At 71.4% G+C, this 20,281-nt stretch carries 20 protein-coding genes and 5 tRNA genes; 16 read left to right on the forward strand and 9 right to left on the reverse strand.

All coding sequences use genetic code 11. The features are described 5' to 3' along the window. Positions 1 to 135, reverse strand: coding sequence for a lasso RiPP family leader peptide-containing protein (locus CP976_RS30650; protein ID WP_373304908.1), 135 nt, complete (start codon positions 133 to 135; stop codon positions 1 to 3). A gap of 192 nt (positions 136 to 327) precedes the next feature. Between CP976_RS30650 and CP976_RS30655 the strand changes: the two genes are divergently transcribed. The 6 genes from CP976_RS30655 to CP976_RS30680 all read left to right on the forward strand — a co-directional run bounded on the left by CP976_RS30655 (position 328) and on the right by CP976_RS30680 (position 1,640). After that, entirely contained in the window at positions 328 to 1,059 is a 732-nt protein-coding gene (locus CP976_RS30655; protein ID WP_150483227.1) for an HAD family hydrolase, read from the forward strand. 90 nt (positions 1,060 to 1,149) lie between these two features. After that, positions 1,150 to 1,221: transfer RNA gene (locus CP976_RS30660), tRNA-Gln, on the forward strand. 40 nt (positions 1,222 to 1,261) lie between these two features. Next, positions 1,262 to 1,334 (forward strand) — tRNA-Glu (locus CP976_RS30665). Between the two features lie 40 nt (positions 1,335 to 1,374). Further along, positions 1,375 to 1,447 (forward strand) — tRNA-Glu (locus CP976_RS30670). A gap of 20 nt (positions 1,448 to 1,467) precedes the next feature. Next, positions 1,468 to 1,539: transfer RNA gene (locus CP976_RS30675), tRNA-Gln, on the forward strand. A 28-nt stretch (positions 1,540 to 1,567) separates the two neighbouring features. Further along, positions 1,568 to 1,640: transfer RNA gene (locus CP976_RS30680), tRNA-Glu, on the forward strand. Between the two features lie 175 nt (positions 1,641 to 1,815). Here CP976_RS30680 and ndgR read toward each other — a convergent pair. Then, positions 1,816 to 2,532 carry an IclR family transcriptional regulator NdgR gene (ndgR, locus tag CP976_RS30685; RefSeq protein WP_020270051.1) on the reverse strand — a complete coding sequence of 239 codons (717 nt, stop codon included), beginning with the start codon at positions 2,530 to 2,532 and terminating at the stop codon, positions 1,816 to 1,818. 197 nt (positions 2,533 to 2,729) lie between these two features. On the opposite strand from ndgR, the gene leuC reads away from it, so the two are divergent. The 4 genes from leuC (at position 2,730) to CP976_RS30705 (ending at position 6,038) form a co-directional block, all read left to right on the forward strand. Beyond that, positions 2,730 to 4,160: a 3-isopropylmalate dehydratase large subunit gene (gene leuC / locus CP976_RS30690; RefSeq protein WP_150483228.1), complete on the forward strand. Its 1,431-nt coding sequence runs from the start codon at positions 2,730 to 2,732 to the stop codon at positions 4,158 to 4,160. 5 nt (positions 4,161 to 4,165) lie between these two features. Further along, a complete protein-coding gene (leuD, locus tag CP976_RS30695; protein ID WP_059421950.1) occupies positions 4,166 to 4,759 on the forward strand; it encodes a 3-isopropylmalate dehydratase small subunit in 594 nt (197 codons plus the stop codon). 276 nt (positions 4,760 to 5,035) lie between these two features. Beyond that, on the forward strand, positions 5,036 to 5,266 hold the full coding sequence (locus CP976_RS30700) for an SCO5555 family protein (RefSeq protein ID WP_020270054.1): 231 nt from the start codon (positions 5,036 to 5,038) through the stop codon (positions 5,264 to 5,266). Positions 5,267 to 5,402: 136 nt separating this feature from the next. Continuing rightward, positions 5,403 to 6,038, forward strand: a complete 636-nt coding sequence (locus tag CP976_RS30705; protein WP_150483229.1) for an HU family DNA-binding protein — start codon at positions 5,403 to 5,405, stop codon at positions 6,036 to 6,038. 71 nt (positions 6,039 to 6,109) lie between these two features. Here CP976_RS30705 and CP976_RS30710 read toward each other — a convergent pair whose 3' ends face one another. Together CP976_RS30710 and cofC are read right to left on the reverse strand one after the other, a co-directional pair. Further along, a complete protein-coding gene (locus CP976_RS30710) occupies positions 6,110 to 6,313 on the reverse strand; it encodes a hypothetical protein (protein WP_150483230.1) in 204 nt (67 codons plus the stop codon). Between the two features lie 9 nt (positions 6,314 to 6,322). Beyond that, the gene (gene cofC, locus CP976_RS30715; protein WP_150483231.1) at positions 6,323 to 6,961 is read right to left on the reverse strand and encodes a 2-phospho-L-lactate guanylyltransferase; all 639 of its coding nucleotides are present in this window, start codon (positions 6,959 to 6,961) and stop codon (positions 6,323 to 6,325) included. A 157-nt stretch (positions 6,962 to 7,118) separates the two neighbouring features. Here cofC and CP976_RS30720 point away from each other — a divergent pair, with 157 nt between their 5' ends. The 3 genes from CP976_RS30720 to CP976_RS30730 are packed head-to-tail and all read left to right on the forward strand — an operon-like array spanning position 7,119 to position 10,164. After that, the gene (locus CP976_RS30720; RefSeq protein WP_150483232.1) at positions 7,119 to 7,940 is read left to right on the forward strand and encodes a lysophospholipid acyltransferase family protein; all 822 of its coding nucleotides are present in this window, start codon (positions 7,119 to 7,121) and stop codon (positions 7,938 to 7,940) included. Next, on the forward strand, positions 7,937 to 8,947 hold the full coding sequence (locus CP976_RS30725; protein ID WP_150483233.1) for an NAD(P)H-dependent glycerol-3-phosphate dehydrogenase: 1,011 nt from the start codon (positions 7,937 to 7,939) through the stop codon (positions 8,945 to 8,947). Before CP976_RS30720 ends, CP976_RS30725 begins: the two co-directional genes overlap by 4 nt. 59 nt (positions 8,948 to 9,006) lie before the next feature. Beyond that, positions 9,007 to 10,164: a D-alanine--D-alanine ligase family protein gene (locus CP976_RS30730; protein ID WP_150483234.1), complete on the forward strand. Its 1,158-nt coding sequence runs from the start codon at positions 9,007 to 9,009 to the stop codon at positions 10,162 to 10,164. 48 nt (positions 10,165 to 10,212) lie between these two features. Here the strand turns inward: CP976_RS30730 and CP976_RS30735 are convergent, their stop codons facing one another. Continuing rightward, positions 10,213 to 10,734, reverse strand: coding sequence for a DUF3515 domain-containing protein (locus CP976_RS30735; protein ID WP_373304910.1), 522 nt, complete (start codon positions 10,732 to 10,734; stop codon positions 10,213 to 10,215). Positions 10,735 to 10,754: 20 nt separating this feature from the next. Next, positions 10,755 to 10,988 (reverse strand): Lrp/AsnC family transcriptional regulator, encoded by a 234-nt coding sequence (locus tag CP976_RS30740; RefSeq protein WP_003997603.1) that lies wholly within the window; start codon positions 10,986 to 10,988, stop codon positions 10,755 to 10,757. A gap of 206 nt (positions 10,989 to 11,194) precedes the next feature. On the opposite strand from CP976_RS30740, the gene CP976_RS30745 reads away from it, so the two are divergent. Both CP976_RS30745 and thiD read left to right on the forward strand, forming a co-directional pair. Then, positions 11,195 to 12,160, forward strand: coding sequence for a thiamine-phosphate kinase (locus CP976_RS30745; protein WP_020270061.1), 966 nt, complete (start codon positions 11,195 to 11,197; stop codon positions 12,158 to 12,160). Further along, the gene (gene thiD, locus CP976_RS30750) at positions 12,157 to 12,948 is read left to right on the forward strand and encodes a bifunctional hydroxymethylpyrimidine kinase/phosphomethylpyrimidine kinase (protein WP_150483235.1); all 792 of its coding nucleotides are present in this window, start codon (positions 12,157 to 12,159) and stop codon (positions 12,946 to 12,948) included. The genes CP976_RS30745 and thiD overlap by 4 nt, the downstream gene beginning before the upstream one ends. A gap of 116 nt (positions 12,949 to 13,064) precedes the next feature. On the opposite strand, the gene rpmB is transcribed toward thiD, so the two are convergent. Beyond that, positions 13,065 to 13,250, reverse strand: coding sequence for a 50S ribosomal protein L28 (gene rpmB, locus CP976_RS30755; RefSeq protein WP_004924906.1), 186 nt, complete (start codon positions 13,248 to 13,250; stop codon positions 13,065 to 13,067). A gap of 248 nt (positions 13,251 to 13,498) precedes the next feature. Between rpmB and CP976_RS30760 the strand changes: the two genes are divergently transcribed. Then, complete coding sequence (locus tag CP976_RS30760) at positions 13,499 to 15,427, forward strand: DAK2 domain-containing protein (RefSeq protein ID WP_150483236.1); 1,929 nt, start codon at positions 13,499 to 13,501, stop codon at positions 15,425 to 15,427. Between the two features lie 24 nt (positions 15,428 to 15,451). On the opposite strand, the gene CP976_RS30765 is transcribed toward CP976_RS30760, so the two are convergent. Beyond that, positions 15,452 to 18,412, reverse strand: coding sequence for a tetratricopeptide repeat protein (locus tag CP976_RS30765; protein WP_150483237.1), 2,961 nt, complete (start codon positions 18,410 to 18,412; stop codon positions 15,452 to 15,454). Continuing rightward, a complete protein-coding gene (locus CP976_RS30770; protein ID WP_150485575.1) occupies positions 18,409 to 20,247 on the reverse strand; it encodes an HSP90 family protein in 1,839 nt (612 codons plus the stop codon). Before CP976_RS30770 ends, CP976_RS30765 begins: the two co-directional genes overlap by 4 nt. Between the last annotated feature and the right edge of the window lie 34 nt (positions 20,248 to 20,281).

Below are 20,281 nucleotides of genomic sequence, written 5' to 3' on the forward strand. Positions count from 1 at the left end.
TCAGGTGTAGATGCCGAAGATCGAGTCGAGCCGCCAGCCGCCGAACCCGAGCGTGTCTTCGCTGAACTCGCCGACCTCGACCAGCATCGGAGGAACGTACATTTCGGCCTGCGTTTCGGCCTTCTGCTCTTCCACAGAACCTCCTTCGGAACGTCAACTTCCGTGTGCAGGCTACAAGTTGGCCAGTCCGCGATCAACCGTTCATCGAACAACTGAAGTGACCTCCAGGAGCTCCGCACCGGCGCTCACCTTGCGGAACCGGCCGTGTAACCCTCGTCACGCTCTGTGTCAGGCGACACGTCGGCGCGCCACGGTTACCGTCGGGTCATGAGTATTCGCGCCGTGGTCTGGGACGTCGACGACACCCTCTTCGACTACACCACCGCCGACCGCCTCGGCATGCGCACCCACCTGACGGCCGAAGGCCTGCTCGACGACTACGACACCGTCGAGCAGGCCATCACCCGCTGGCGGGAGATCACCGACGCGCAATGGGCGCGCTTCGCGGCCGGTGAGGCCACCTTCGAGGACCAGCGGCGCGACCGCGTACGGGTGTTCCTCGGCCAGGACCTCACCGACGCCGAGGCCGACGCGTGGTTCAGGCGGTACCGCGCCCACTACGAGGCGGTCTGGGCCCTCTTCCCGGACGTCCTGCCCGTCCTCGACGCCCTCGCCGCCAGCCACCGGCACGCCGTGCTGTCCAACTCCAGCATCCACGTCCAGGACCGCAAGCTGCGCGTCCTCGGCGTCCACGACCGCTTCGAGAGCATCCTGTGCGCGGCCGAGCTCGGCGTCTCGAAACCCGAGGCCGGGGCGTTCCTGGCGGCCTGCGCCGCCCTCGACCTGTCGCCGCACCAGGTCGCCTACGTCGGCGACCACCCGGAGATCGACGGACGGGGTGCCGCCGACGCCGGGCTGCTGTCGGTGTGGATCGACCGCGGGGGCGCGTATGCCACGATCGACCCGCCCGTCGGGCCGCACCGCATCGCCTCCCTCGCCGAACTGCCGTCTTTGCTCGGCTCGGATAGTCGTTTTGGAGCCCCGTCCACCTTCAGGTAATGTTCTTCCTGCGCCGCGGGGAGCGGGCCGGAAGGCAGGATCCCCAGGCGCACTACTAGAACAAGATCCCCTCCAGGGCTTGCGTTCCAGTGGCCTATGGTGTAATTGGCAGCACGACTGATTCTGGTTCAGTTAGTCTTGGTTCGAGTCCAGGTAGGCCAGCTCGCAGAGCTCATCTGCACCAGCGGATTCCGATCCGCAAGCCCCCGTTGTGTAGCGGCCTAGCACGCTGCCCTCTCAAGGCAGTAGCGCCGGTTCGAATCCGGTCGGGGGTACTGGTTCCGAAAGATCGACGATCATTTCGGGACTGCTAGGGCCCCCGTTGTGTAGCGGCCTAGCACGCCGCCCTCTCAAGGCGGTAGCGCCGGTTCGAATCCGGTCGGGGGTACTGACTGGTCTAAACCACATTGGTCTATGGTGTAATTGGCAGCACGACTGATTCTGGTTCAGTTAGTCTTGGTTCGAGTCCAGGTAGACCAGCTCGGACCTGCGGAAACGCAGAGTCCAGGCCCCCGTTGTGTAGCGGCCTAGCACGCCGCCCTCTCAAGGCGGTAGCGCCGGTTCGAATCCGGTCGGGGGTACACACAGGGAAGGCCCTCCACTTCGGTGGGGGGCCTTTTTCGTACGTCCCTCACGGGCGCGGGGAACTGCGAACAACCACCGACGGCCCGCACGGGACGACGAAACCGTCCCTGTCATGGCGCTCGGCCGGGGAAAGCCTGCCGCGGCGTTGAGGCCGACCCTCCCCGAACATGTTCAGCCGGTGCGCCGCAACGCCTCGGAGAGGCGCCCTGCCGCATCGATCACAGCCTGCGCGTGCATCCGGCCCGGGTGCCGCGTCAGCCGCTCGATGGGCCCGGACACCGACACCGCGGCGACCACACGGTTGGAAGGGCCCCGCACCGGCGCGGAGACCGACGCGACCCCCGGCTCGCGCTCGCCGATCGACTGGGCCCAGCCCCGGCGACGTACGCCCGACAGGGCCGTCGCTGTGAAGCGCGCGCCCTGGAGGCCGCGGTGCAGCCGCTCCGGCTCCTCCCAGGCCATCAGGATCTGCGCCGACGAGCCGGCCTTCATCGTGAGCGTCGAGCCGACCGGGACCGTGTCCCGCAGGCCGGACAGACGCTCCGCCGCGGCGACGCAGATGCGCATGTCGCCCTGGCGACGGTAGAGCTGCGCGCTCTCGCCCGTGACGTCACGGAGGTGGGTGAGCACCGGGCCCGCGGTGGCGAGGAGACGGTCCTCACCCGCGGCCGCGGCCAGTTCTGCCAGGCGAGGGCCGAGAATGAAACGGCCCTGCATGTCGCGCGCCACCATGCGGTGGTGTTCCAGCGCCACGGCCAGGCGGTGGGCCGTGGGTCGTGCCAGTCCGGTGGCGCCGACCAGGCCCGCGAGGGTGGCCGGACCGGACTCCAGAGCGCTCAGGACGAGGGCCGCCTTGTCCAGAACGCCGACGCCGCTACTGTTGTCCATGAAACGATACTCGCGTCTCACTCTGTGAAACGCAAGTTCAAATTCTCGTGGAACCCGCCACTCTGGAAGACACGAAGTCACAGCGGCCCGTGACGTACAGGCCTGGCGGCGGTTGCCCGGAAACGCAGGGGCGCGGGCCCGCCTCTTCAAGATCTCTAGTTGGGTCGGCGGATCGTCGTCGACCGGAGGGAACAGCGATGGGTAGGACACTCGCGGAGAAAGTCTGGGACGACCATGTCGTCCGGCGCGCGGAGGGCGAGCCCGACCTTCTCTTCATCGATCTGCACCTGCTGCACGAGGTGACCAGCCCGCAGGCCTTCGACGGCCTGCGCAAGAGCGGCCGCAAGGTCCGGCGCCTCGACCTCACCATCGCGACCGAGGACCACAACACCCCCACCCTCGACATCGACAAGCCGATCGCGGACCCGGTCTCCCGGATCCAGCTGGAGACGCTGCGCAAGAACGCCGCCGACTTCGGCGTGCGGCTGCACCCGCTGGGCGACGTCGAGCAGGGCGTCGTGCACGTCGTCGGCCCGCAGCTGGGCCTGACCCAGCCGGGCACCACCGTCGTCTGCGGCGACTCCCACACCTCCACGCACGGTGCCTTCGGCGCTCTGGCGTTCGGCATCGGCACCTCCCAGGTGGAGCACGTGCTGGCCACCCAGACGCTGCCGATGTCCCGCCCGAAGACCATGGCGATCACCGTCGACGGCGAACTGCCCGAGGGTGTCACGGCCAAGGACCTGATCCTGGCGATCATCGCCCGGATCGGCACCGGCGGCGGCCAGGGCTACGTCCTGGAGTACCGCGGCGAGGCCATCGAGAAGCTGTCGATGGAAGCGCGCATGACCATCTGCAACATGTCGATCGAGGCCGGCGCCCGCGCGGGCATGATCGCCCCGGACGAGACCACCTTCGCGTACCTCAAGGGCCGTCCGCACGCCCCCGAGGGCGCGGAGTGGGACGCGGCCGTCGAGTACTGGAAGACGCTCAGGACGGACGAGGACGCCGAGTTCGACGCCGAGGTCGTCATCGACGCCGCCGAACTGTCGCCGTTCGTCACCTGGGGCACCAACCCCGGCCAGGGCGCACCGCTTTCGGCGTCCGTCCCCGACCCCGCTTCGTACGAAGACGCATCGGAGCGCTACGCCGCCGAAAAGGCCCTGGAATACATGGGGTTGGAGGCCGGCCAGCCGCTGCGCTCCATCAAGGTGGACACCGTCTTCGTAGGCTCCTGCACCAACGGCCGCATCGAGGACCTGCGCGCCGCCGCCGAGCTGATCAAGGGCCGCAAAGTCGCCGACGGCGTACGGATGCTGGTCGTCCCGGGCTCCGCGCGGGTGGGTCTCCAGGCCGTCTCCGAGGGGCTGGACGTCGTCTTCAAGGACGCCGGCGCCGAGTGGCGGCACGCGGGCTGCTCGATGTGTCTGGGCATGAACCCCGACCAGCTCGCCCCGGGGGAGCGCTCCGCGTCCACCTCCAACCGCAACTTCGAGGGCCGGCAGGGCAAGGGCGGTCGTACGCACCTGGTGTCGCCGCAGGTCGCGGCCGCCACCGCCGTCCTTGGCCACCTGGCCTCCCCGGCCGACCTGGCCGACGCCGACACCCGTACGCCCGCTGGAGTCTGAGAATCATGGAAGCCTTCACCACCCACACCGGCCGGGCCGTTCCGCTGCGCCGCAGCAACGTCGACACCGACCAGATCATCCCCGCCCACTGGCTCAAGAAGGTCACGCGGGACGGGTTCGAGGACGGGCTGTTCGAGGCCTGGCGCAAGGACGCGTCGTTCGTGCTCAACCAGCCCGAGCGGCAGGGCGCGACCGTCCTGGTCGCCGGCCCCGACTTCGGCACCGGCTCGTCCCGCGAGCACGCCGTCTGGGCGCTTCAGAACTTCGGCTTCAAGGCCGTGATCTCCTCCCGCTTCGCCGACATCTTCCGGGGCAACTCGCTCAAGAACGGCCTGCTCACGGTCGTTCTGGAGCAGAAGATCGTGGACGCGCTGTGGGAGCTCACCGAGAAGGACCCGCAGGCCGAGATCACCGTCGACCTGGTCGCCCGCGAGGTCCGCGCCGAGGGCATCACCGCCTCCTTCGAGCTGGACGAGAACGCCCGCTGGCGGCTGCTGAACGGCCTCGACGACATCTCGATCACCCTCCAGAACGAGGCGGACATCGCCGCGTACGAGGCGAAGCGCCCGTCGTTCAAGCCGCGGACGCTGCCGGTCTGATCCGGAGCACGACCCGCCGCCCCTGAACAAGGCGACTTTCGGCCACCGCAACACCCCTCTGTACCCCTGATCAGCCCGATCGGGGGTACAGCCTTTTCTGCACCCGAACGGCCCTGCCCACCCTGAACCCGGCAGTCAACTTCCCACGTTAAGCCGGTGGTTGTTGGGGTACGCGAGATGTACAGCCGTGACTTCCGTGTGCGCCCGGAAGACCGTTTGAGGCGGCAGTTGTCCCCTGCGCAGGCGACAACTCGCCCCAGATGGCACAATCTGTGCATGGAACACGACGGCCAACTCGAGCTCTATACGGCAGTCGCGGGCCAACTCAAGGAAGCGCACGCAAGGGTGCGCGCACTGCAAGTCCCGGAGGGCGTACGGATGGCGCTGACCCGGAAGCTGCTGGTCATTACGGCCGCGGCCAAGCACGATCTCGCCGACGCGGCAAGGCGGCTGGATCGGTTCACCGCGGACCTCGACGAGGGACGTCTCCCCGACGAGGAACGCTGAACCGGACGACACCGCCGAGTTCGTTGCGGCACAAGGGTGATAAGCCCGTTTCGTGTTTGATTTGCGGTATATATCTGCCTAACGTGCGAAAAAGCTTGAACACTTTCGTTCTGGCGATGTCTCCGAAGGGGAAGACGTGAACAAGGCGCAGCTCGTAGAAGCGATTGCCGACAAGATGGGCGGCCGACAGCAGGCCGCCGATGCTGTCGACCATGTACTGGACGCCATCGTCCGCGCGGTCGTCGCTGGTGAGAGGGTCTCCGTCACCGGCTTCGGTTCCTTCGAAAAGGTCGACCGTCCGGCCCGCTACGCCCGTAACCCCCAGACGGGCGAGCGGGTTCGGGTCAAGAAGACCTCCGTTCCGCGCTTCCGCGCGGGCCAGGGCTTCAAGGACCTGGTCAGCGGCTCGAAGAAGCTGCCGCGCGGCGGCGAGGTCTCCGTCAAGAAGGCTCCGAAGGGCAGCCTGACCGGCGGCGCCGGCGCGACGGTCAAGAAGGCCGCCGCTAAGAAGGCGACCGCCAAGACGGCCGCCGCGAAGAAGACAACGGCCAAGAAGGCTCCGGCGAAGAAGGCCACCACCAAGACGGCGGCCGCGAAGAAGACCACGGCCAAGAAGGCTCCGGCCAAGACCACGACGGCCAAGACCACCGCCGCGAAGAAGACCACCGCCAAGAAGGCACCGGCGAAGAAGGCGACCGCCAAGAAGGCGCCCGCCAAGAAGTCGACGGCGCGCAAGACCACCGCGAAGAAGACCACCGCCCGCAAGAAGTAGGGGCGCTGGGGCACTCACGCGCCGGGCCGGACTCCGTACGGAGTCCGGCCCGCGGTGTGTTCAGGGAGTGGTCAGAGGGTCTGGAGGGTCACCAGAGTGATCCGGAAGTCCTCCTCCGGGCCTTCCACCTCGATCCGCACCCGCTGTCCCGGGCGCAGCAGCCTCAAGCCGCCCGCGTCGAACGCCGCCGCGTCGAAGGGCACCGGGGTGCCGTCGTCCAGGAGCACCTGCCCGCTGCGGCTTTCGGGGTCGTACGTGTACGCGGTCGCCTGCATGGCCGCAGCCTACTGCCCGGGTATCAGCAACCGCGCGGCGGCCGCGGCCGTATGAGGGCCGACTCCCAGGGCCAGCGCGGTGCGCAGGTCGTCGCCGGTGTCCACGTCCTGGCGTACGGAATCCACGGCGGTGAGCGACAGTTCCACGGCCCCGGACGCTCGGTGCCGGGCCCGGGAATCGATACCGAAAGCCGGGGACAATTGCCGGCCCGGGGCGGCGGCCAGCAGAGTCGTACCGATTGCGGCCGCGTCCGGGAGAAAAGCGCGCGGGAATTGAGCGGCGCCGTCGAGTACCCGGGCCAATTCCGGCGGGCGCAGCGCCGGCAGGTCGGCGTTGAGCGCGGCCACCGGGCTTTCGGGACGTGCGGACCGTACGGCTCCCGCCGCGTGTGCGAGGGCGGCGTTGAGGCCGCTTCGCGGCTCGTCGGGGATGATCGCGGCGCCCAGTGCGGCCAGCTCGCGGCCGGCCCGGGCGTCGTCCGTGACGACTGCCACATCCCGTACCGCCGGGCACGCCAGCGCGGCCGCCACCGTGTCCTGCGCGAAGGCGAGCGCCAGGTCCGGCCGCAGCCCGTCGTCAGCGGTGTCCGCAAGCCTGCTCTTGGCCTGGGCCAGGGGCTTCAGGGGTACGACCAAGGTCCACTGCACAGATGTTCCGTCCCTCTCTTGTCGCGGTCATTGTCACCCGGGGCCGACGGCGCCCGGCGTGTCGGGGCGTACGGTGTTCTCGACAGACCGGCGGCCTGGGGCGACACTTGTGCGGCCCCCCGTGGCCCCCGATCAGGCCCAAGAGGAAGGTGTCCGCGTGCCCCGCCGCAGAATCGGCTTCTGGTACCGCTTCGCCGCGGTGATCTGCAAACCGCCGCTGGTGGTTCTGCTCAGGCGGGACTGGCGAGGAATGGAGCACATTCCGGCCGAGGGCGGATTTATCACCGCGGTGAACCATAATTCGCATATCGACCCCTTCGCTTACGCGCACTTTCAGTACAACACCGGGCGCGTCCCGCGATTCCTCGCGAAGAGCGGGCTTTTCAACAAGGGATTCGTCGGCGCCGCGATGCGCGGCACCGGGCAGATTCCCGTCTACCGCGAGAGCACGGACGCGCTGAGTGCCTTCCGGGCCGCGATCGAAGCCGTGGACCGCGGGGAATGCGTCGCCTTCTATCCCGAGGGCACCCTCACCCGCGACCCGGCGGGCTGGCCCATGACCGGCAAGACCGGGGCCGCCCGCGTCGCCCTCCAGACCAAGTGCCCGGTGATCCCCGTCGCCCAGTGGGGCTGCAACGAACTCCTGCCGCCGTACGAGAAGAAGCCGCACCTTCTGCCGCGCAAGACGCACCGCGTGCTCGCCGGACCGCCGGTGGACCTCACGCGGTTCTACGACCAGGAGATGACCACGGAGCTCCTGAAGGAGGCCACCGAGGTCATCATGGCCGCCATCACCCGGCAGCTTGAGGAGATCCGCGGCGAGAAGGCGCCCGAGATGCCCTACGACCCGCGCCGGGAGCGGATCGAACAGCGGCGCCGCACCCAGGCGCAGACACAGCGGGGCACACAGCAGGCGGCATCGCAGGTGCAGTCGGCACAGCCGGCACAGTCGGCACAGGAAGAGGGGCTGGGCAAGTGAGCAAGCCGGTCAAGGCGGCGGTCCTGAGCGCCGGTTCGTGGGGCACGGCCTTCGGCATGGTGCTCGCCGACGCCGGGTGCGAGGTCACCCTGTGGGGGCGCCGCCCTCAGGTCGTGGAGGCGATCAACTCCACCCGCACCAATCCCGACTACTTCCCGGGCGTCGAGCTCCCGGAGAACGTGCGGGCCACCACGGATCCCGCGGAAGCGGCCGCGGACGCGGACTTCACGGTCCTCTCGGTCCCCTCGCAGACCCTGCGCGGCAACCTCGCCGACTGGGCCCCGCTGCTGGCCCCCGGCACGGTCCTCGTGTCGCTGATGAAGGGCGTCGAACTCGGCTCCGCGATGCGCATGAGCGAGGTCATCGACGACGTCGCCAAGGTCGGCCCGGACCGCATCGCCGTGGTCACCGGACCCAACCTGGCCCGCGAGATCGCCGCGCGGATGCCGGCCGCCGCCGTGGTCGCCTGCACCGACGAGGCCGTCGCCCAGCGGCTCCAGGTCGCCTGCCACACGCCGTACTTCCGCCCGTACACCAACACCGACGTCGTCGGCTGTGAACTCGGCGGCGCGGTCAAGAACGTCATCGGCCTGGCCGTCGGCATCGCGGACGGCATGGGGCTCGGCGACAACGCCAAGGGCTCGCTCATCACCCGCGGCCTCGCCGAGACCACCCGGCTCGGCATCGCCCTCGGCGCCGACCCGCTGACCTTCTCCGGACTCGCGGGCCTGGGCGACCTGGTGGCGACCTGTTCCTCGCCGCTGTCCCGCAACCACACCTTCGGCACCAACCTCGGCAAGGGCATGACGCTCCAGGAGACCATCGCGGTCACCAAGCAGACCGCCGAGGGCGTCAAGTCCTGCGAATCGGTGCTGGATCTGGCCCGCCGGCACGGCGTCGACATGCCCATCACGGAGACGGTCGTCGGCATCGTGCACGAGGGCAAGCCTCCGGTGGTGGCTCTCAAGGAGCTGATGTCGCGCAGCGCGAAGCCGGAACGACGCTGAGCGACGCGGGTCCGGGGGCGCTGTATCCCGGCCTTACCAACGGGTACTCTCAACGCGATATGAGCACCGAGAACCTCCCCCAGAGCCCCGAGCAGCCGTCTCGTAAGCCGCGTGTGGCCGTCGTGTTCGGCGGGCGCAGCTCCGAACACGGGATCTCCGTGGTCACCGCCGGCGCCGTCCTCAAGGCCATCGACCGGACGAAGTACGACGTCCTGCCGATCGGCATCACCCAGGACGGCCGCTGGGCGCTCACGGCGGACGAACCGGAGCGGATGGCGATCATCGACCGGCGCCAGCCGAGCGTCGACCTGCTCGCCGAGTCCGGCGAGGGCGGAGTGATCCTCCCGGTCGACCCCGCCAGCCGCGAAGTCGTCTACAGCGAGCCGGGATCGGTCCCCAAGGCGCTCGGCGAGGTCGACGTGGTCTTCCCGGTGCTGCACGGCCCCTACGGCGAGGACGGCACACTCCAGGGCCTCCTGGAGCTCTCCGGCGTCCCGTACGTGGGCTCGGGCGTGCTCGCCTCGGCCGTGGGCCAGGACAAGGAGTACATGAAGCGGGTGTTCACCTCGTTCGGGCTGAAGGTGGGCCCGTACCTGGTGATCCGGCCCCGTGAGTGGCAGCAGGACGAGCCGGCCGCCCGCAAGAAGATCGTCGACTTCGCCGGGGAGCACGGCTGGCCCCTGTTCGTGAAGCCCGCGCGCGCCGGTTCGTCGATCGGCATCACCAAGGTCGACGGCCTCTCCGGCCTCGACGAGGCGATCGCCGAGGCCCAGCGGCACGACCCGAAGATCCTCGTGGAGGCCGCGCTGCGCGGCCGCGAGATCGAGTGCGGCGTCCTGGAGTTCGAGGACGGCCCCCGGGCCTCCGCCCCCGCCGAGATCCCCTCGCCGGATGCGCACGCGTACTACGACTTCGAGGCCAAGTACATCGACTCCACGCCGGGGATCGTGCCGGCGCCCCTGACGCCCGAGGAGACGGCCGAGGTCCAGCGCCTGGCGGTCGACGCCTTCGAGGCGGCCTCCTGCGAGGGCCTGGTCCGCGCGGACTTCTTCCTCACCGAGGACGGCGAGTTCGTGATCAACGAGATCAACACGATGCCCGGCTTCACGCCCATCTCGATGTATCCGCAGATGTGGCAGGCGAGCGGAGTGAGCTACCCGGAGCTGGTGGACCGGCTGGTGCAGGCGGCGCTGCGCCGTTCAACAGGCCTTCGCTAGGAACAGTCTCAGGACGGCGTTCACAGCACGGCAGTCACATGACGGAGTTCAGGAGGCGATCCCCTCGGGGATCGCCTTCTTCACGGCCGAGGCCAGATCGATCAGGACACCGGAGCTGTCCAGCCCTTCCGGCACCCCTACCTCGACATACGCCTCCCGGTTGGCGGTGGTGAACCGGTACGCCCCGTCGTCCTGCTTCTCCATCAGCCAGTCGACCCCGTTCACACCCCCGGCGACCGCATCCGGATCATGCCCGTCGGCCACCTTCGGATCGACCATCTTCGGCGGCTGAGGCACACCGCAGCGAAGTATGATCGCCGGGCTGCCCCAGCCCGCCGTCAGCGCCGACGCGGGCTCGGGATCCTCGCGACGCTCTCCATCCACCTTCGCGGGCAGTACCTTGTCCAGGTTCCGGCACAGTTCCGCGACCTTCGCGTCCGGACTGGGAACCGCCGCCGACGCGCTGTCGTCTGCTGAGGAGCAGCCCGCAGCAGTGATCAACAGCGCGATAGCGGGCAGGCGGAGGAAAACGCGGAACACAGAGCGGTGCCGGTGACGGAAAGAGTTCACCGGCACAGGGTAGACGGGGGCTACAGATGGACGACCGGGCAGGTCAGGGTGCGGGTGATGCCGTCCACTTGCTGGACTTTGGCGACCACCATGCGTCCGAGGTCGTCGACGGTGTCGGCCTGGGCCCGCACGATCACGTCGTAGGGTCCTGTGACGTCCTCGGCCTGGATGACTCCAGGAATCTTGCTGATCGTCTCGGCGACGGTCGACGCCTTGCCGACCTCCGTCTGGATCAGGATGTACGCCTGTACCACGGAACCTCCAGGGCGGCCACGAGGATCATGTGGGGAAAAGGAACGCCACGGTATCGCGTCGCCGCTCGCCGCGGGGAGACCTGCGGGGACCGGGTCTTGCGCGCCGGGGTGCAGGTCCGGCAGAACTTGACGGTCACTTCGACCGTAGCGAGGACCGAGAGGCCTCGCGACCGGGCACGGACAGGGACAGAAGGGGAGAAAGGGCAATGAAGGGCACTGTTGGTGAGCTCGGTGAGTTCGGGCTCATCAGGGAGCTCACCTCCCGTCTGACCACCACCCCGGCGGTCCGGGTCGGCCCCGGCGACGACGCCGCCGTGGTGGCCGCGCCCGACCGCAGGGTGGTGGCGAGCACGGACATCCTGGTGGAGGGCCGGCACTTCCGCCGGGACTGGTCGACGGCCTACGACGTGGGCCGCAAGGCGGCGGCGCAGAACCTCGCCGACATCGCCGCCATGGGCGCCGTACCGACCGCGCTGCTGCTCGGCCTGGTCGTCCCGGCCGAGCTGCCGGTGACGTGGGCGAGCGAGCTGATGGACGGCCTGCGCGACGAATGCCAGGTGGCCGGTGCCGCCGTGGTCGGCGGTGACGTCGTACGCGGCGACTCGATCATGGTGTCGATCACCGCGCTCGGCGATCTGCGCAACCAGGAGCCGGTGACGCGGGCGGGCGCGCAGCCCGGCGACCTCGTCGCGGTGACCGGCTGGCTGGGCTGGTCGGCGGCCGGGTACGCGGTGCTGTCGCGCGGGTTCCGGTCGCCGCGCGCCTTCGTGGAGGCCCACCGGCGGCCCGAGCCGCCGTACCACGCGGGTCCGGCCGCCGCCGGGCTCGGGGCGACCGCGATGTGCGACGTGAGCGACGGGCTGATCGCCGACCTCGGGCACATCGCCGAGGCCAGCAAGGTCCGCATCGACATCCGCTCCGGGGCGATCGACATCCCCTCCCAGATGAACGACATCGGGCAGGCCGTCGGCGTCGACCCCATGCAATGGGTGCTGACCGGGGGAGAGGACCACGCGATCGTGGCGACCTTCCCGCCGGACGTGAAGCTGCCCGCCCGCTGGAAGGTCATCGGCGAGGTCCTCAACCCGTCGGCGCTGCCCCAGGTGACGGTCGACGGGGCGCCGTGGACCAGCAAGGGCGGCTGGGACCACTTCGGGGACATGGACTCATGATTCCCAACGTCCTCACGGTGGCGGGCTCCGACTCGGGCGGCGGCGCCGGCATCCAGGCCGACCTGAAGACGATGCTCGCGCTCGGCGTGCACGGCATGAGCGTCCTCACGGCGGTGACCGCGCAGAACTCCCTCGGCGTGCAGGGGGCTTGGGAGCTGCCGGTGGAGGCGGTACGGGCCCAGTACCGCAGTGTCGTCGACGACATCGGCGTCCAGGCGGTCAAGACCGGGATGCTGGCCTCCGCCGAACTCGTGGAGGCGGTGGCCGAGTTGATCGCGGCCACGGACGCCCCGGCGGTCGTCGACCCGGTGGGCGTCTCCAAGCACGGCGACTCCCTGCTCGCCGCCTCGGCCCTGGACTCGGTCCGTACCAAGCTGCTGCCGGTGGCGACGGTCGCCACCCCGAACCTCGACGAGGTGGCCCAGCTGACGGGCGTGCGCGTCGAGTCGGAGGAGCAGCTGCGGCGGGCCGCGGCGGCCGTGCTCGGGTACGGGCCGCGGTGGGTGCTGATCAAGGGCGGCCACCTGTCCGGGGACGCCATGGACCTGCTCACCGACGGCTCCGAGGAGCACTGGCTGCGGGCGCCTCGCCACGACAACCGGCACACCCACGGCACGGGCTGCACCCTCGCCTCCGCGATCGCGTCACAGCTGGCCAAGGGGCACTCGGTGCCGGAGGCGGTGGCGGCGGCCAAGGAGTACGTCACCGGGGCGATCGCGGCCGGGTTCGCGCTCGGCGGGGGGATCGGGCCGGTTGATCACGGCTGGCGGTTCCGGGACGGTTCCTGAGCATCGGGGCCGGTTCCTGAGCATCAGGACAGTCTCAGGACATGGCAAAGAGCCGGTCCACCTGAGGTGGACCGGCTCTCTGAGCGAACCAGCAGTGGCCGCGCGCTAGCTGAGCGTCAGCGCGAGACCTTGCCGGCCTTGATGCACGAGGTGCAAGCGTTCACGCGCTTCGGCGTCCCGCCCACCACGGTACGCACACGCTGGATGTTCGGGTTCCAGCGACGGGGCGTACGGCGGTGCGAGTGCGAGATGTTGTTGCCGAAGCCCGGCCCCTTGCCGCAGACGTCGCAGTTGGCAGCCACGGGTCACTCCAAAGACTTCAGATGCACTTACGGTTGATCCCGGCATGCCGGGATCCGGTTCAGAGGATCTGAGTGGCGCTGCCAGGGGAATGGCCCGATTCGGATCGGGCAACCGGAGCAGCATACAACGACTGCGCCCGTGCAATGAAACTACCATGGTCGGCCGGGGACCTCTCCCGGCCCACTTCCGGTGGACACCGCCCCGCGGTCTACGCTGCGTGCCACGTCCAGCAGCTCAAGGAGGCGCAGTGGCGCAGGTGCCGCAGACATTCCTCGATGCTCTCGCGGTGCGCACCTGGTGCGGTCTCGCACTCGAGACGCTGGGGCGGGCGCGTGAGGAGATCGACGCGATCAACGTCTATCCCGTCGCGGACGGGGACACCGGCACGAATCTGTATCTGACCGTGGAGTCAGCCGTGGCGGCGGTCGAGGCCGTGTTCGCGGGGCATGCGGCGCGGTCGGGCCCCGAGGGGCCGACGCTGGCCGACACCGCCCGGGCGATGGCGCACGGGGCGCTCATCGGGGCCCGTGGGAACTCCGGGACGATCCTCGCCCAGCTATTGCGCGGCATGTCCCAGGTGCTGGCCGAGGGCGGCACCGCGCAGGCCGGCGGCGAGAGCGCGCACGCCGACGGCCGGGGCCTGCGGCTGGCCCTGCGGCACGCGGCCGACTCCGCCCGGCAGGCCGTGGCCCACCCCGTCGAGGGCACGGTCCTCACGGTCGCCTCGGCCGCTGCCGACGCGGCCTGCGGTGCCGAGGGCGACTGCGGGACGGTGGCCTGGGCGGCCTATGAGGGAGCGCGCGCGGCGCTGGCCGCGACGCCGTGCCAGCTGCCCGTCCTGGAGCGCGCCGGGGTGGTCGACGCCGGCGGACGGGGGCTGGTGGCGGTGCTCGGGGCGCTGGTGGAGACGTTCACGGGGGAGCGGCCGCGGGAGGCGGCCGCGACGGTGACGGCGGGTGCGCTGCGGGTGGGCGCGGGGTCGAGGAGCGCGGTGGTGTCCGAGACCGGGGGGCCCGGAGCCCTGGCGGCTGGGAGCGCTGGGGGCCCTGGGGGACCGCACGCGCGCGTGGTGCCCGGTCAAGCGGACGGTTCGGCGTCGGGTGTGCCCGCAGGGCCGGCCGGGGACGCGCAGGGCTTGTACACGGACGAGCGGGGCCCGCACGCGCGCGTGGAAGCCGCCGAAGAGCTCGCTCCGGCCGTCGGCGCCCCGCGCGGGGAGTGTGCCGACGGTGCCGCAGCGGCCGACGTGGACGGCCCCGCCTTCGAGGTGATCTACCTGCTGGAGGCCGAGGACACGGCCGTGGAGCGGCTGCGTGAGCGGCTCGACGCGCTCGGGGACTCGCTCGTCGTGGTCGGCGGCGACGGGCTGTGGAACGTCCATGTCCATGTCGACGACGCGGGCGCCGCCGTCGAGGCCGGTATCGAGGCCGGGCGGCCCTACCGGATCCGGATCACCCACTTCGGCGCAGGGGACGTGCACACCACCGGCGCCGAGCGGCCTCCCCGCGAGCGCGCCCAGCGTGCCGTCGTGGCCGTGGTGCCCGGCGAGGGCCTGGCCGGGCTGTACACCGAGGCCGGCGCGACCACCGTGCTCGCACGCCCCGGGGAGCCACCGGCGAGCGGCGAGCTCGTGCACGCCGTGCGGCGGGCCCACGCGCGCGAGGTCGTGCTGCTGCCCAACGACGCCGAGCTGCGCCACACCGCCGCCGCGGCGGCCGAGCAGGCCCGTACCGAGGGCATCCGCGTGGCCCTCATCCCGACCCGCTCGGCGGTCCAGGGCATCGCGGCGCTGGCCGTGCACGAGCCGGAACGCCGCTTCGACGAGGACGTGGTGTCGATGACCTCGGCGGCCGGCGCGACCCGCTACGCCGAGGTCACCGTCGCCGAACGCCAGGCCTGGACGATGGCCGGCATCTGCCAGGCCGGCGACGTACTCGGGCTGATCGACGGCGACGTGGCCGTGATCGGCTCGGACGTCACGGCCACCGCCGAAACCGTCCTGGACCGCATGCTCGCGGCCGGGGGCGAGATGGTCACCCTGGTGCTCGGCGACGAGGCTCCCGGCACCATCGCCGAGCACCTGGAGGGCCGGGTCCGCGAGGGGTACCTCGCCGTGGACACGGTCGTGTACCGGGGCGGGCGGCAGGGGGCCGTGCTGCTCATCGGCGTGGAGTAGGCGGAGCCACTCCTGCTCGTACGCCTACTCGACGAGCCGGAGCAGCTGCTCCGCCTCCGCCCGCCGGGCCCGCACCGCCTCGCCGTCGCCGTCCCCGTCGTCGGTCTCCGACGTGTCGCGTCCGTCGTAGGCCGCCAGCACCGCACGCGCGCGTGCCGCCGCGTCGTCCGGGCGGCCCAGTTCGGCCTCCAGCCGGCCCGCGGCGAGCTCGGCGCCGGTGCGGCTGTGCAGGGCGGCGTCCCCGAGGGAGGCGAACACCTCGGCCGACCGCAGCACTTGGGACAGGGCCTCCTCGAACACGGCCCGGGCCGAGGCGTCGTCGGCGTCGTCGGAGACGGAACGGGCCAGCAGGTCGCCGAACTGCCCGTGTGTATGGCCGAGTTCGGCGACGAGCTGCTGCCGGGACTCCGCGTCGGACGCCGCGTCCCGTGCCGCCTCGCCCTCCCGGACCGCCTCCGCCATCAGGGCGCGTGCCTCCTCGAGGCCGTCCTGCGCGCGCAACGCCAGCCAGGCGCGGGCGCGCAGGGAGCGGATCAGCCCGTGGACGTTGCCGAGTTCGCGCCACAGGCCGCCCGCGCGTGCGTAGGCCCGGTCCGCCTCCTCGGCCAGCCCGGCCTGCCCCAGGGACTCCCCGGCCAGGTGGGCCAGGGTCGCGTGGTCGTGCTGTTCGGGCCAGTGCCGGGCGATCTCGGCGGCCTGGAGACGCCGTTCGGCGGCGGCGTGGTGCTCGCCGAGTTCGCTCAGACAGTCGCCGAGCCACCACTGCGTCTGCACGATCGCCCCGTCGCCGTGCGTGTCGGCGGTCAGGTCGGGCAGCGCCGACTCCAGCACCTCCGCGGCCTCGGCCCACCGCATCTGCCGGAGCAGGAATCCGCCGAGCTGCTGCCGGGCCCAGGCGCCCAGGGTCGCGCTCTCGCCCGCCTCGTCGGCCCAGTGCGCGGCCTCCAGGGCATGCTGGGCGGCCTCCACGGCATCGCCCCGGCCGCCGACCAGCTCGGCGAGCTGGAGGTGCAGCTGGGCCCGTCCGGGCGCCTCCAGCTGGGTCCCGCCGTGCTCCAGGGCCGCCCGCAGCGCCCGTTCCGCCTCGGCCATGTCGCCGAGGTGGTGGGCCAGGGAGGCCAGCCGGGCCTCGTACTCCACGGCGAACCACGGCAGTCCCGCCGCGACGAACGCCGCCGCGCCCCGCGCGAACAATCCCGCGGCCGTCTTCAGATCCCCGCGCAGTCCGGCCAGCTCGGCGAGCATCGCCTGCGCCTCGGCGGCCCGCGCGGCCAGCCGCACGTCCTCCCCGGCCCGCCCGTCGACCAGTGCCAGGACCTCCCGGACAGCGGCTTCGGCCTCGCCGAGAACCGCCTCCGGGCCGTCGCGCTCGGCGTCCCCCTCTGCGAGACCTTCCCCGGCCTCGTGCGCCCGGCGCATCAGGATCCGGGCCCGGCCCATCAGGACGGACGCCGTCTGCCGTATCCCGGTGTCGCCGGCGGCGTACAGCGCGAGGATCTCGTCGCGGGGACCGGACACCGCCGCGAGTGCCGCGTCGACGTCACCCCCGAGAGCACGGACGTACGCCGCACGCGCGCGTGCCGCCAGGGCCTCACCGGGGTCGCCCGCCGCCGCGTACAGCTCCGCGGCCCGTTCGAAGAGGGCGGCGCCCTCCGGGCCGAGGCCCATCGCCTCGTGGTCGGCCAGTTCGGCCCGGTCGCGCGGGTCCAGCTCCACGCCCTCCGCGGCTTCGGCGACCGCCGCCCACGCCTCCACGGCGTTCGGCCGCAGGTTGTCCGACAGCCGCCGTGCCTCGGCCAGCAGGGCGGGCAGATCCGGCTGCCCGGTCGCGGCGGCGGTGACCACCGGGGGAGCGGGTGGCGGCACCGGCCGTACCGACCGCACTCCCAGCGGCAGCCGCTCCACCAGCGGGCGCTGCTCCATACGCGCGCGTGCCCGCTCGCTGACGTACGTCGTGCCGTTGCGCTCGTCGAAGCGGGCCGCCAGGGCGAGGGCCTCCGCACGCGCGTGCGTGGCCAGTTCACGGGCGGTCCACTCGCGGCCGGCCGGGCCGGGCACCTGCCGGTCACCCAGCCCCAGCCCGGTCAGACGGTCCATGAGCAGGGCCACCACGCTCATGAAGTCCAGCCTGCTCTGCGGCTGCCCGTCGTCGGTGAAGTACGCCGGCCGCTCCGCGAGCAGTTCGAGCCCGCGCGCCTCGTTGCCGGTGAGCGCACAGAACTCCACGTGCTCCGCGTAGGCGCCGCGCATGCTCTCCATGGCGCGCACGAGCCGCAGGCCCCGCAGGTGGTTCCCACGGGCCTCGTCCAGGCGGCCCAGCCGCAGCAGCGGCACCAGGGAGGAGGCCAGGGCCGCGTGCGGTTCATGGGCGCAGGCGTACTCGCCCTCCAGCACCGGCCGCCACAGCTCCAGCGCCTGCGCGTCCCGGCCCCGCTCCGCCTGCCACCAGCCCTGCCCGTGCAGTTCGCAGGCGTGGCAGTCGGACATGCGGTCCCGGTCGGCGGCCAGCCACGCGGCGTACGCCCGCTCGGCCCGCGCCAGGTCCCCCACATGCGCGGCCACGCTGTGCTCGGCGCTGCGCACGGCCCGCTCGGAGTATCCGGCGAGCCGGTAGCGGTGCTCCATCTCGCCGAGCCACTTCTCGATCGACGCGAGCGGGATGTGCGGCTGGTCCAGCATGCCGGACGACACCCACTTGAAGACCCAGTGCAGCGTGTGGGTCTCGTACTCGTCGAAGTTCTCGGGCCGTTCGTCCCACATGCGCAGCAGGCGCGCGAAGGGGACGAACATCTTCCCCTTCTCGGAGCTGTAGTTGTAGACCTTGAGCTGGTGTCCGAGCGCCTCGATCACGGCGAGCGGGACGTTCAGCTTCTCGGCGGCGGCCAGCAGTTCCTCGGCACGCGCGTTGCGGGCCGGGCCCTCCGGCTGCCCGGAGTTCTCCGCCATCGCCCGGCGCAGCGCGTCGAAGTCGGTGATCTCGCTCATGCCTGACCGTCCTCGCTGTGCGTGGCCCACTCCAGGAGGCCGATGAACGCGCGGTTGAGCAGCGCCGAGTCGGCGGGCCTGAGCGGCCGCTGCGCCATCAGCAGCGCCTGCCCGTACAGCGACTCCGTGGCGGTGCCGATCAGCTCCGGGTCGTGCAGCGAGCTGATCCGCCGGACGAGCGGGTTGAGGTGGTTGAGCACCAGACGCGCGCGTGGGGCGCTGCCGCGCAGGGAGCCGAGGATGCCCGCCCACAGGTCGTCGGCCTGTGCCTCGGCGTCGGCCCGGGCCTGTTCGTGCCGGGCGTCCCGGTCGTCGAGGTGCAGGGCGGGCAGGGAGAGCGGGTGGAAGGCCCGCAGCACGACGTCACAGCCCAGCGGGTCCAGCCGGGCCCGCGCCGCCGCCAGGAAGCCGGACAGGGCCAGCTCCTCGGCCGGATCGACCGCGTCCAGGTGCGCGGTCACCGTCTCCGCGTCCAGCTCGGCGACCGCGGTCCCCGGCCGCACCGAGGGCAGCGCCTCCACCAGCTCGCTGTCGTACGTGTAGCCGCCGTTGATCACGCCGATGCCCTGCGCGGACGCGATCGGCGCGACCTGCCGGTACTCCTCGACGGTCCGCGTGAAGTGCACCACCGGGTGCCGCTGCGCGAACTCCTCCAGGGACAGCCGCCCGTCGGTCGTCTCGAAGGGCAGCCACGGCAGCATCGTGCGCAGCATCTCCCGGTCGTGCCGGGCCAGGGACTTCACGCCCAGGTGGTGCACCGCGAGGAACGCGGCCAGCCGCTCCGGATCACCGGCGGCCAGACCGGTCAGCCAGGCCCGGATCCGCTCGCCCAGTGCCTCCCGTACGGCGGCCAGCGTCTCGTCCTCGTACAGCGCCTCGCGCGAGGCCGTCGGCCGCAGACTGTCCGTGTCCAGGACGCAGCGCACGAAGAACGCCCAGTCGGGCAGCAGCTGTTCGGCCCGCTCGGTCAGCAGCATGCCCTTGAGGTGCACGCGGTGTCCCGCGCGCTGGGCCGGGCTGACCGCCGACGGCAGCACGTACGCCACCCCGCGGACGCCGGCCAGCGGCACGGACAGGTCGATCGTGTCCAGCGGGGTGAAGCCGAACAGCCCGTGGCAGTGCCGGGCGAGGGCGACACGGCGGGTGGCCGGGCTCGGATACGACCGGTCCCAGGGCGCCGGCAGGTCGGTGACCGGCTCGTCGCCCACCCGGACGTCGTACGGCAGCAGCGACCCGAAGTCCCGGGCCAGCGCCTCGACCCGCTCGGGCGTGAGCCACTCCGCGGCCCCGGCCCGCGCCACCAGATGCACGGTGGTGCCCGGTTCGGGACGCTCGGCGTCCGGCAGCGTCCGCACGGTGTACGAGCCGTCGTCGGACGCCGTCCACTCCACCGGCGGCGCCCCGGGCGTACGGGCGCTCCGGCTGACCACCCGGATCCGCTCGGCGACGACGAAACAGGCCAGCAGGCCGATGCCGAACTGCCCGAGGAACTCGGAACGCGCCTCCTGAAGGCCCTCGGCACGCTTGGAACTGCGCCCGATCGTGGCGAGCAGGTCGTGCACGTCCGCCTCGGTGAGCCCGACGCCGGTGTCCTCGACACGCAGGGCGCCGCCCTCCGCGGACAGCCGCACCCGGGCCGGAGCCTCGGGTTCGGTCGTGCGTCTGGCGGTGATGGCGTCCACGGCGTTCTGCAGCAGTTCCCGCAGGTACACCTTGGGACTGGAGTAGAGGTGGTGGGAGAGCAGGTCCACCAGACCACGCAGGTCGACCTGGAACGTATGAGGTGACTGGGGCGAATGGGATGGCTGGGATGCCTGTGAGGTCTGGGAGTCCATCTTCACGGCGCCGGTGGGGGACTCGCGACGGCGC

This window comes from Streptomyces coeruleorubidus (assembly GCF_008705135.1).
In the GTDB taxonomy this organism is placed as follows: Bacteria; Actinomycetota; Actinomycetes; order Streptomycetales; family Streptomycetaceae; genus Streptomyces; species Streptomyces coeruleofuscus.

What these genes read in the sequence shown, in the direction of transcription:
- CP976_RS30655 (WP_150483227.1), top strand. Translation starts at nt 328, where the DNA reads ATGAGTATTCGCGCCGTGGTCTGGGACGTCGACGACACCCTCTTCGAC.
- CP976_RS30700 (WP_020270054.1), top strand. Translation starts at nt 5,036, where the DNA reads ATGGAACACGACGGCCAACTCGAGCTCTATACGGCAGTCGCGGGCCAA.
- leuD (WP_059421950.1), top strand. Translation starts at nt 4,166, where the DNA reads ATGGAAGCCTTCACCACCCACACCGGCCGGGCCGTTCCGCTGCGCCGC.
- thiD (WP_150483235.1), top strand. Translation starts at nt 12,157, where the DNA reads ATGATTCCCAACGTCCTCACGGTGGCGGGCTCCGACTCGGGCGGCGGC.
- leuC (WP_150483228.1), top strand. Translation starts at nt 2,730, where the DNA reads ATGGGTAGGACACTCGCGGAGAAAGTCTGGGACGACCATGTCGTCCGG.
- CP976_RS30770 (WP_150485575.1), bottom strand. Translation starts at nt 20,247, where the DNA reads ATGGACTCCCAGACCTCACAGGCATCCCAGCCATCCCATTCGCCCCAG.
- CP976_RS30710 (WP_150483230.1), bottom strand. Translation starts at nt 6,313, where the DNA reads ATGCAGGCGACCGCGTACACGTACGACCCCGAAAGCCGCAGCGGGCAG.
- CP976_RS30745 (WP_020270061.1), top strand. Translation starts at nt 11,195, where the DNA reads ATGAAGGGCACTGTTGGTGAGCTCGGTGAGTTCGGGCTCATCAGGGAG.
- CP976_RS30730 (WP_150483234.1), top strand. Translation starts at nt 9,007, where the DNA reads ATGAGCACCGAGAACCTCCCCCAGAGCCCCGAGCAGCCGTCTCGTAAG.
- CP976_RS30765 (WP_150483237.1), bottom strand. Translation starts at nt 18,412, where the DNA reads ATGAGCGAGATCACCGACTTCGACGCGCTGCGCCGGGCGATGGCGGAG.
- ndgR (WP_020270051.1), bottom strand. Translation starts at nt 2,532, where the DNA reads ATGGACAACAGTAGCGGCGTCGGCGTTCTGGACAAGGCGGCCCTCGTC.